Source organism: Kocuria sp. CPCC 205231, from assembly GCF_040980965.1.
GTDB lineage: Bacteria > Actinomycetota > Actinomycetes > Actinomycetales > Micrococcaceae > Kocuria > Kocuria rosea.
This window is the reverse complement of sequence record NZ_JAVKPP010000010.1, coordinates 115,980-126,130: the sequence shown is the minus strand read 5'-3', so window position 1 is coordinate 126,130 and position 10,151 is coordinate 115,980. Positions and strand designations below refer to the sequence as shown.

At 72.8% G+C, this 10,151-nt stretch carries 9 protein-coding genes; all 9 read left to right on the top strand.

Annotated elements, in window-relative coordinates:
• Positions 1-29: 29 nt before the first annotated feature.
• The 9 genes from ftsZ (at position 30) to dnaE (ending at position 10,137) form a co-directional block, all read left to right on the top strand.
• Positions 30-1,277: a cell division protein FtsZ gene (ftsZ, locus tag RF640_RS12130; protein ID WP_109243793.1), complete on the top strand. Its 1,248-nt coding sequence runs from the start codon at positions 30-32 to the stop codon at positions 1,275-1,277.
• Positions 1,278-1,396: 119 nt separating this feature from the next.
• Positions 1,397-2,128 carry a polyphenol oxidase family protein gene (locus tag RF640_RS12125; protein ID WP_109222579.1) on the top strand — a complete coding sequence of 244 codons (732 nt, stop codon included), beginning with the start codon at positions 1,397-1,399 and terminating at the stop codon, positions 2,126-2,128.
• Complete coding sequence (locus RF640_RS12120; protein WP_017833681.1) at positions 2,125-2,904, top strand: YggS family pyridoxal phosphate-dependent enzyme; 780 nt, start codon at positions 2,125-2,127, stop codon at positions 2,902-2,904. The genes RF640_RS12125 and RF640_RS12120 overlap by 4 nt, the downstream gene beginning before the upstream one ends.
• Positions 2,905-3,032: 128 nt before the next feature.
• Complete coding sequence (locus RF640_RS12115; protein WP_017833680.1) at positions 3,033-3,554, top strand: cell division protein SepF; 522 nt, start codon at positions 3,033-3,035, stop codon at positions 3,552-3,554.
• A gap of 9 nt (positions 3,555-3,563) precedes the next feature.
• On the top strand, positions 3,564-3,854 hold the full coding sequence (locus RF640_RS12110) for a YggT family protein (RefSeq protein WP_017833679.1): 291 nt from the start codon (positions 3,564-3,566) through the stop codon (positions 3,852-3,854).
• A 169-nt stretch (positions 3,855-4,023) separates the two neighbouring features.
• Positions 4,024-4,761, top strand: coding sequence for a DivIVA domain-containing protein (locus RF640_RS12105; protein WP_095651553.1), 738 nt, complete (start codon positions 4,024-4,026; stop codon positions 4,759-4,761).
• A 202-nt stretch (positions 4,762-4,963) separates the two neighbouring features.
• Complete coding sequence (gene lspA / locus RF640_RS12100) at positions 4,964-5,554, top strand: signal peptidase II (protein WP_229587780.1); 591 nt, start codon at positions 4,964-4,966, stop codon at positions 5,552-5,554.
• 13 nt (positions 5,555-5,567) lie between these two features.
• Entirely contained in the window at positions 5,568-6,497 is a 930-nt protein-coding gene (locus tag RF640_RS12095; RefSeq protein ID WP_031283109.1) for an RluA family pseudouridine synthase, read from the top strand.
• A 91-nt stretch (positions 6,498-6,588) separates the two neighbouring features.
• Positions 6,589-10,137 carry a DNA polymerase III subunit alpha gene (gene dnaE, locus RF640_RS12090; protein ID WP_017833675.1) on the top strand — a complete coding sequence of 1,183 codons (3,549 nt, stop codon included), beginning with the start codon at positions 6,589-6,591 and terminating at the stop codon, positions 10,135-10,137.
• Positions 10,138-10,151: the final 14 nt, after the last annotated feature.

The window sequence follows — 10,151 nt, the reverse complement described above, 5'->3', positions numbered from 1 at the left end:
CGACCCGAACCATCTCCAGTTAGGTACCCATGGACTCCTCCACCCCCCAGAACTACTTGGCCGTCATCAAGGTCGTCGGAATCGGCGGCGGCGGCGTCAACGCCGTCAACCGGATGATCGAGGAGGGGCTGCGCGGCGTCGAGTTCATCGCGATCAACACGGACGCGCAGGCCCTGCTGATGAGCGACGCCGACGTCAAGCTCGACGTCGGGCGCGAGCTCACGCGCGGCCTGGGCGCCGGCGCCAACCCCGATGTCGGCCGCCAGGCGGCGGAGGACCACCACGAGGAGATCGAGGAGGTCCTCAAGGGGGCCGACATGGTCTTCGTGACCGCCGGCGAGGGCGGCGGCACCGGCACCGGCGGCGCCCCCGTGGTCGCCCGCATCGCCCGCTCCCTGGGCGCCCTGACCATCGGTGTCGTCACCCGCCCGTTCACCTTCGAGGGCCGCCGCCGGTCCAACCAGGCGGAGAACGGGATCGAGACGCTGCGCGACGAGGTCGACACCCTCATCGTGATCCCCAACGACCGGCTGCTGTCCATCTCCGACCGCAACGTGTCCATGCTGGACGCCTTCAAGTCCGCGGACCAGGTGCTGCTCTCCGGCGTGCAGGGCATCACGGACCTGATCACCACCCCGGGCCTGATCAACCTCGACTTCGCCGACGTGAAGTCCGTGATGCAGGGCGCCGGCTCGGCGCTCATGGGCATCGGCGCCGCGCAGGGCGAGGACCGTGCCGTGAAGGCGGCCGAGCTCGCGATCGCGTCGCCGTTGCTCGAGGCCTCGATCGACGGTGCCCACGGCGTGCTCCTGTCCATCCAGGGCGGCTCCGACCTCGGGCTGTTCGAGATCAACGAGGCCGCCCGCCTGGTCCAGGAGGTCGCCCACCCCGAGGCGAACATCATCTTCGGCGCGGTCATCGACGACGCCCTGGGTGACCAGGCCCGCGTCACGGTCATCGCCGCGGGCTTCGACTCGGTGAGCCCGGAGACCAACGCGAACAACACCAACGCGGCCGCCCAGCAGGCGGCGACCACGCGCGCGGCCTTCGGGTCCGGCGCCGGTCAGCCCGCCGGCGTGGGCCGTGCCCCGCAGCGTGGCGGGGCCCCGTCCTTCGCCCAGCCCTCCACCTCGCAGCGGTGGGCGCAGCCGGTGCAGAACGACGACGTGCCCGACGACGCCGGCTTCGACGTCGACCTGCCCGCCGAGGCGGAGGCCGGCGCCGGGGCGGGCTCCGGGCGCAAGGACTCCCTGGACTTCCCCGACTTCCTGAAGTGAGTCCGGCCCCCTGGGGGCGGACGCGGTGGACCCGCGTCCGCCCCCAGGGCGCGTTAAGCCCCGCCGCCGGTTCCTCCGGCGGCACGACGAGACACGACGAGCAACGACAGGAGGACCCGGTGCTCTGGTGGCAGGACGACGTCGGGCAGGGCGTCCGGGTGGCGTTCACGGACCGCGGCGCGGGCAACCTCGCCCTGCACACGGGCGACGACCCGGACGCGGTGCGGGCCCGCCGGGCCGCGCTCGAGCGGTCGATCGGCGTGCCCGGGGGCTCCCTGGTGTTCCTCGACCAGGTGCACGGCACCGACGTGGCCGACGCGGACCGGCACGACCGGCCGGCCGTGCCGACCGCGGACGCCGCGGTCACGGCGACGGGCGTGCCGCTGGCCGTGATGGTCGCCGACTGCGTGCCCGTCGTGCTGGTCGGGGAGGGGCCCCGCGGCCCGCTCACGGGCGTGGCGCACGCCGGGCGCCGCGGCCTGCTCGAGGGCGTGCTCGAGCGCGCCGTCGAGCAGCTGCGGGCCCGGGGCGCGAGCGGGCTGTCGGCCTGGCTCGGCCCCTCGATCTGCGGCAGCTGCTACGAAGTGCCGGCCGCCATGCGCGAGGAGTCCGCGGAGCGGATCCCCGCGGTGGCCGCCACGACGTCCTGGGGCACCCCTGCCCTCGACCTGCGCGCCGGGGCCCGGGAGCGGCTGACCGCCCTCGGGGTCGGCGTCGTCGAGCCGTCGGGGGCCGGCCCCTCCTGCACCCTCGAGAACGAGCGGCTGTCCTCGCACCGCAGGGACCCCGGCTCCGGCCGCATCGTCGGCCTCGTCTGGCGCTCGGGTCCCCGCGGGGAGGACGCCGCGTGAGCGCCGACCCGGCCGCCGCCCCCGGCGGCGACGATCCGCGGACCCTGGAGCTCGCCCGGTCCCTCGACCGGGTGCGTGCCCGGATCGCGGCCGCGGCGCGGGGGAGCGGGGCGGCCGAGGAACCCGTGCTGGTCGCCGTGACGAAGTTCTTCCCGGCCGCGGACGTGGCCCGGCTGCACCGGCTCGGCGTCCGGGACGTGGGGGAGAACCGGGATCAGGAGGCCGCCGCCAAGGCGCGGGAGGTGGCCGGGCTCGTGGACGGACCCCTCACCTGGCACTTCGTGGGCCAGCTCCAGTCCAACAAGGCGAAGTCGGTGGTGCGCTACGCGGGGTGGGTGCACTCCGTGGACCGGGCCTCCCTGGTCACGGCCCTCGGCAAGGCGGTGCAGCGGCACCGGGAGGCCGTGGCGGCCGGGGACGCGGCCCCCGGGCCGTGCGCCGAGCAGGACCTGACGTGCCTCGTCCAGGTGTCCCTGGACGCCGAGGAGCGCCGCGGCGGCGCCCGCCCCGAGGACGTCGTCGGGCTCGCCGAGCAGATCGCCGGCACCGAGGGCCTGCGGGCTGGGGGCCTCATGGCCGTCGCCCCGCTGGGGGCGCCCCCGGGGCCCGCCTTCGACCGCCTCCAAGAGCTCTCGCAGCGGCTGCGGCGGTCCCTCCCGGAGGCCGCGGCCGTGTCCGCGGGGATGAGCCAGGACCTCGAGGAGGCGGTCGCCCGGGGAGCCACGCACGTGCGCGTCGGCTCCGATATCCTCGGGCCCCGGGCGCCCGTAGGATAGCTTGGAGGACGGCCCCGCGGGGCCAGGGCCGTACCGCGTTCCGGGCAGCACCACGGGCGCAGGGCGGTCCGAGGATCCCGGAACTCCCCCCACCGCCGATATCCGCACAGACAGTCAAGGAGAGCACCATGGCCGGAGCGTTGCGCCGCACCATGATCTATCTCGGCCTCGCCGAGACGGACGAGGACTACGACGAGCCGACGCCGTCCCGCCAGGAGCACCAGCCCACCGCCGCGGTCCGCGAGGAGCCGCGCGAGGCCCGCGCCCACGAGTCCACCGCAGTGGCCGTGCCGCGCCGGTCGGCCGAGTACCGGGCGCCGGTCACCCCCATCAAACGCGCCCCCTCCAGCTCTCGAGAGGACAGCTCGACCTTGCGCACGATCACCACGGTCCACCCCCGCTCCTACAACGACGCGAAGTCCATCGGCGAGGCCTTCCGCGAGGGCACGCCCGTCATCATGAACGTCAGCGACATGGGCGACGCCGAGGCCAAGCGCCTGGTGGACTTCTCCGCCGGCCTGGTCTTCGCCCTGCACGGCTCCATCGAACGGGTGACCGGCAAGGTCTTCCTGCTCACCCCGTCCTACGTGGAGGTCGTCGGGCACCCCGCCGGCGGCGAGGACGAGACCGACGACCACCAGGAGGACTGAGGCGGACCGATGGACCTGTTGCTCTCCGTGCTGTACCTGGCACTGCACCTCGTGTACGTCGCGCTGCTTGCGCGCCTCGTGCTCGACTGGGTGCAGATGTTCGCCCGCAACTGGCGGCCCCGGGGAGCCGCCCTCGTCGGGGCCTCCGCCGTGTACACCGTCACCGATCCGCCGATGCGGTGGCTCCGGCGGATCGTGCCGCCCCTGCGCTTCGGCGGGGTGTCGCTGGACCTCGGGTTCCTCATCCTCATCTTCGCCGTCAGCATCGTCCAGGGCATCATCGGCTCGATGCTGGTCTGACGCAGTGCTGGTCTGATCCTGTGCCGGTCCGACCCGGCCCGCCGGGGACCGGCCTGTACGCTGTAACCGCACGACCACCGGGCGCCGGCCACCGCGCCGCCCCGGCCCCGGTCGGACGGATCCCCCGCCGCGGGCCGTGCCCGCGCTCCGCCCACGAAGGAATGCACCCATGGCTCTGACGCCCGAAGACGTCATCAACAAGCGGTTCCAGCCCACCAAGTTCCGGGAGGGCTACGACCAGGACGAGGTCGACGACTTCCTCGACGAGATCGTCGTGGAGCTGCGCCGCCTGAACCAGGAGAACACCGACCTCAAGCAGCAGCTCGAGGCCGCCGGGCAGCCCGTCGCGCCCAAGGACTCCGCGCCGTCGCCCGTCTCCGAGCCCGGCCTGCCGGTCGCCGAGGACACCGCCGGAGAGACCGCTGGGGAGACCGTCGAGGCCCCCGCCCCGGTCGCCGGCGGCGCGCCGCAGGAGGCGGTGGAGCTGACCTCGCCCGCCGCGGCCGGCACCGGAGCCGCCGAGACCGTCCCCGCGGAGACCGCGCCCACCTCCGGCGCGGCGCAGTCCGCGGCCGGAGTCCTGGCGATGGCCCAGAAGCTGCACGACGAGTACGTCGCCGAGGGCACCGCCGAGCGGGACCGGATCGTCGGCGAGGCCCGCGAGCGGGCCGAGGAGCTCGTCACGGACGCCCAGCGCACGCGCGAGGAGACCCTCACGGCCCTCCAGGAGGAGCAGGCCGAGCTGCAGGCCCGCGTCTCGGGGCTGCGCGCCTTCGAGCAGGACTACCGCACCAACCTCAAGGCGTACATCCAGGACCAGCTGCAGGACCTGGACACCACCCCGTCCCTCGAGCCCGCACCGGCCGCGGACGGCGCCGCCGCCCCGGTCCGGTCCGAGCAGGCCTAGCCGCCGCACCGCGACGCGCACCCCGCGGAGGGACCGGCCACGTGCCGGTCCCTCCGTCGTCGTCCGCCCCGGGCCGCCCCTGGAGGGGCGCCCCCGGGGCGGATGGCTCCCGGGCGGACGTGGCACCATGGAACGGGGCCGACGTCCCCGCCGCCCCGCCCCCGGGGCGGGCCCGATCCCCGCCCCGCCACCCGAGGAGAGCATGAGCGAGTCCCCCGAAGTCCCCGCCGGAGCACCCGACCGCCGGACCCCGCGGGGCGTCCTCCTCCTCGCCGCGGCCGCCGCGCTGCTGGTGTACGCCGCGGACCAGCTCACCAAGTGGTGGGTCGTCGCGACCATGGAGCTCGGCCAGCGGACGCCGGTGGTCGAGGGACTGCTGTGGTGGCAGTTCATCCGCAACCCCGGCGCCGCGTTCTCCCTGGGGGAGAACATCACCTGGGTCTTCACCCTGGTCATGGTGGTCGTCTCCGTCCTCATCGTGCTCACCCTCCGCCGCGTCCGCTCGGCCGCGTGGGCCCTGGCCCTGGGGCTCGTCCTCGGCGGCGCCCTCGGCAACCTGACCGACCGGCTCCTGCGGGAGCCCGGCTCGGGGATGGGCCACGTGGTGGACTTCATCGCCGTGCCGCGCTTCGCGATCTTCAACATCGCCGACTGCGGGGTGGTCGTGGGGGTCTGTCTCGTGGTGCTCCTGACGCTGCTCGGCCGGGAGCTCGACGGCACCCGCACGGGCGCGGGCGCCCCGGACGCGCAGCGGGTCGAGGCCTCGCCGGAGGAGGAGGGCACCCGTGGCTGAGCCCGAGGAGCACGTGCAGGAGCGCTTCACCGTGCCGCCCGAGCTCGAGGGCCAGCGCGCGGACGCCGCCGTGGCCGCCCTCACCGGGCTCTCCCGCTCCGCGGCCGCCGTGCTCTGCGCCGAGGGCCGCGTGCTGCACCGCGACCGGCCCGTCGCCAAGTCCTTCCGGGTCGAGGCCTCGCAGACCCTCACCGTGCACGTGCCCGTCCCCGAGGACCCGGCCCGGATCGTGCCCCAGCTGGTCGAGGACTTCCGCGTGGTGCACCTGGACGACGACATCGTGGTGATCGACAAGCCGCCCGGCGTCGCCGCGCACCCCTCGCCGGGCTGGAAGGGACCGACCGTGGTCGGGGCCCTGGCGGGCGCGGGCGTCACCGTGAGCACCTCCGGCGCCCCCGAACGGGCCGGTGTGGTGCACCGGCTCGACGTCGGCACGTCCGGGCTGATGGTCGTGGCCCGCACCGAGCGCGCGTACACCGCGCTCAAGCGCGCCTTCAAGGACCGGACGGTCACGAAGGTCTACCACACGGTGGTGCAGGGCCTCCCGGACCCGCTGCGCGGGACGATCGACGCGCCGATCGGGCGCCACCCCGGCTACGACTGGCGCTTCGCCGTGGTCGACGGCGGCCGCGCGTCGATCACCCACTACGAGGTCCTGGAGGCCTTCGGCCGGGCGGCGCTCGTGGAGGTGCACCTGGAGACCGGCCGCACCCACCAGATCCGCGTGCACTTCTCCGCGCTGCGCCACCCGTGCTGCGGGGACCTCACCTACGGCGCGGACCCCGCGCTGTCGGCCGGCCTCGGGCTCACCCGGCAGTGGCTGCACGCCAAGCGCCTGGGCTTCGAGCACCCCGGTACGGGGGAGCCCGTCGAGTACGAGAGCCCGTACCCGCCGGACCTCTCCTTCGCCCTCGAGACGCTGCGCGACGGCGGTCCCGCCTGACCCGGCGGAGCGGCCCCGGCCGGGGGAGCCGGCCGCCGCGGGACGGCCCCGGCGGGGCGGAGCGGTCGGTGCGGACCACTACACTGGTCGGGTGACGACGGCGACCGGCAAGAACAGCTTCACCCACCTCCACGTGCACACCGAGTACTCGATGCTCGACGGTGCGGCACGCCTCGACGACCTCTTCGAGGCCTGCCACGAACTGGGGATGTCCTCCCTGGCGACGACCGACCACGGCTTCGTCTTCGGGGCCTTCGACTTCTGGAACAAGGCCCGCAACGCGGGGATCAAGCCCATCATCGGCGTGGAGGCCTACCTGACGCCGGGCACCGCCCGCTCCGACCGCACCCGCGTGAAGTTCGCCGACGGCGGCCGGGACGACGTCTCGGGCGGCGGCGCCTACACGCACATGACGCTGCTCGCGGAGACCACCCAGGGCATGCAGAACCTGTTCCGCGCCTCGTCCCTGGCGTCCCTGGAGGGCCAGCTGTACAAGCCGCGCATGGACCGCGAGCTGCTGAACACCTACGGCAAGGGCCTCATCGCCACCACCGGCTGCCCCTCCGGCGAGGTGCAGACCCGCCTGCGCCTGGGCCAGTACCAGGAGGCGCGGCAGGCCGCGGCGGAGTTCCGCGACATCTTCGGCGCCGAGAACTACTACTGCGAGCTCATGGACCACGGCCTGGGGATCGAGAAGCGGGTCACCGGCGACCTGCTCAAGCTCGCCAAGGACCTGCAGCTGCCGCTCGTGGCCACCAACGACCTGCACTACACCCACGCCGAGGACGCGAAGTCCCACGCCGCCCTGCTGTGCGTGCAGTCCGGCTCGACGCTGGCGGACCCGAAGCGGTTCAAGTTCGACGCCGACGAGTTCTACCTGAAGTCCCCGGCGGAGATGCGGGAGCTGTTCCGGGACTTCCCCGAGGCGTGCGACAACACCCTGGAGATCGCGGAGCGGTGCAACGTCGAGTTCGACACCTCCGCGAACTACATGCCCCGCTTCCCGACCCCCGAGGGCCACGACGAGGAGTCCTGGTTCGTCGAGGAGGTGCAGCGGGGCCTGCACCACCGCTTCCCCGGCGGGATCCCCGAGGACGTGCAGCGGCAGGCGGACTACGAGAAGGGCATCATCCTGCAGATGGGCTTCCCCGGGTACTTCCTGGTGGTGGCCGACTTCATCAACTGGGCCAAGAACAACGGGATCCGGGTGGGCCCGGGCCGCGGCTCCGGGGCCGGCTCGATGGTCGCGTACGCCATGCGCATCACCGAGCTGAACCCGCTGGAGCACGGCCTGATCTTCGAGCGCTTCCTCAACCCGGACCGCGTCTCCATGCCCGACTTCGACGTCGACTTCGACGACCGCCGCCGCTCCGAGGTGATCCACTACGTCACCGAGAAGTACGGCGACGAGCGCGTGGCCATGATCGTCACCTACGGCACCATCAAGGCCAAGCAGGCGCTCAAGGACTCCTCGCGCGTGCTCGGCTATCCCTTCTCGATGGGGGAGAAGCTCACCAAGGCCATGCCGCCGGACGTCATGGGCAAGGGCATCTCCCTCAAGGACGTCTACGACGAGAGCGCCAAGCGCTACGGGGAGGCCGACGAGCTGCGCGAGATCCTCGCCCAGGACCCGGAGGCGAAGAAGATCTTCGACACCGCCGAGGGCCTCGAGGGGCTCAAGCGGCAGTGGGGGGTGCACGCGGCGGGCGTCATCATGTCCTCGGACCCGCTGATCGACATCATCCCGATCATGCGCCGCGAGCAGGACGGGCAGGTCATCACCCAGTTCGACTACCCCACCTCCGAGGGGCTCGGGCTGATCAAGATGGACTTCCTGGGGCTGCGCAACCTCACGATCATCTCCGACGCGATCGAGAACATCACGCTGAACCAGGACGGGTTCGTCCTCGACCTGGAGAACCTCCTGCTCGACGACGCCGAGTCCTACGAGCTGCTGGCCCGCGGCGACACCCTCGGGGTGTTCCAGCTCGACGGCGGGCCCATGCGCCAGCTGCTCAAGCTCATGCGCCCCGACAACTTCGAGGACATCTCCGCGGTCATCGCCCTGTACCGCCCGGGTCCCATGGGCGCGAACTCGCACACGAACTACGCGCTGCGCAAGACCGGCCAGCAGGAGATCACCCCGATCCACCCCGAGCTCGAGGAGCCGCTCGCGGAGATCCTCAACACGACCTACGGCCTGATCGTCTACCAGGAGCAGGTCATGGCGATCGCCCAGAAGGTCGCGGGGTTCACGCTCGGCCAGGCGGACATCCTCCGCCGCGCCATGGGCAAGAAGAAGAAGTCGGAGCTGGACAAGCAGTACGAGGGCTTCCACGGCGGCATGGTGGAGCGCGGCTACTCCGAGGCCGCGATCAAGGCCCTGTGGGACATCCTCCTGCCCTTCTCGGACTACGCGTTCAACAAGGCCCACTCCGCCGCCTACGGCCTCGTCTCCTACTGGACGGCCTATCTCAAGGCGCACTACCCGGCCGAGTACATGGCCGCGCTGCTCACCTCGGTGGGCGACGACAAGGACAAGCTCGCCCTGTACCTCACCGAGTGCCGCCGGATGGGCATCACCGTGCTGCCCCCGGACGTCAACGAGTCCGCGCTGAACTTCACCCCGGTGGGCACCGACATCCGCTTCGGGATGGGCGCGGTGCGCAACGTGGGCGCCAACGTGGTCAGCGCGATGGTCGAGGCCCGGGAGGAGCACGGCGCCTTCACCTCCTTCAACGACTTCCTCGCGAAGGTCCCCGCCGTGGTGTGCAACAAGCGCACTATCGAGTCCCTGGTCAAGGCGGGCGCCTTCGACCGGCTGGGCCACACCCGGCGCGGACTCGTGCTCTGCCACGAGGAGGCCGTGGACGCCACGGTCGCCGTCAAGCGCCAGGAGGCGGCCGGGCAGTTCGACCTCTTCGGGGGCATGGGGCTGGACGACGAGGACCCCTCGACGTCGCTGACCGTCGCGGTGCCGGACGTGCCCGAGTGGGAGCGCAAGGACCTGCTGGCCTTCGAGCGCGAGATGCTCGGCCTGTACGTCTCCGACCACCCGCTGCGCGGCCTCGACGAGGCGCTCGGGCAGTACGCCGACACCTCGATCCAGCCGCTGCTCGGCGAGGACGGCCGGCCCGACGGCGCCGTGGTGACCGTGGCGGGCATGATCACCTCCCTGTCCCGGCGGATCGCCAAGACCTCGGGCAACGCCTACGCGCGGGTGGAGCTGGAGGACCGGACGGGTTCGATCGAGATCATGTTCTTCGGCAAGGCCTACGCCCCTATCGCGGGCGTGCTCGCGGAGGACCTCATCTGCGTGATCAAGGGCCGGCTGCAGCGCCGGGACGACGGGTCGGTGACGATCTCCGCGCAGGAGCTCACCGTGCCGGAGCTCTCGGCGGACGGGCACAGCGGCCCCGTGCTGATCGCCCTGCCCGAGTTCCGCGCCACGGAGGAGACGGTCAAGGAGATCGGCGCGGTGCTGCGCAACCACCGCGGGGACTCCGAGGTGCGCATCCACCTCGAGACCCGCCAGAAGGTGCAGGTCCTGCGTCTGGGCCCCGATCTGCGGGTGAACCCCTCACCGGCGCTGTTCGGGGACCTCAAGGTGCTGCTCGGCCCGACCTGCCTGGAGGTGTAGCCCACCGGGCGGCT

What these genes read in the sequence shown, in the direction of transcription:
- lspA (WP_229587780.1), top strand. Translation starts at nt 4,964, where the DNA reads ATGAGCGAGTCCCCCGAAGTCCCCGCCGGAGCACCCGACCGCCGGACC.
- RF640_RS12105 (WP_095651553.1), top strand. Translation starts at nt 4,024, where the DNA reads ATGGCTCTGACGCCCGAAGACGTCATCAACAAGCGGTTCCAGCCCACC.
- ftsZ (WP_109243793.1), top strand. Translation starts at nt 30, where the DNA reads ATGGACTCCTCCACCCCCCAGAACTACTTGGCCGTCATCAAGGTCGTC.
- RF640_RS12110 (WP_017833679.1), top strand. Translation starts at nt 3,564, where the DNA reads ATGGACCTGTTGCTCTCCGTGCTGTACCTGGCACTGCACCTCGTGTAC.
- RF640_RS12115 (WP_017833680.1), top strand. Translation starts at nt 3,033, where the DNA reads ATGGCCGGAGCGTTGCGCCGCACCATGATCTATCTCGGCCTCGCCGAG.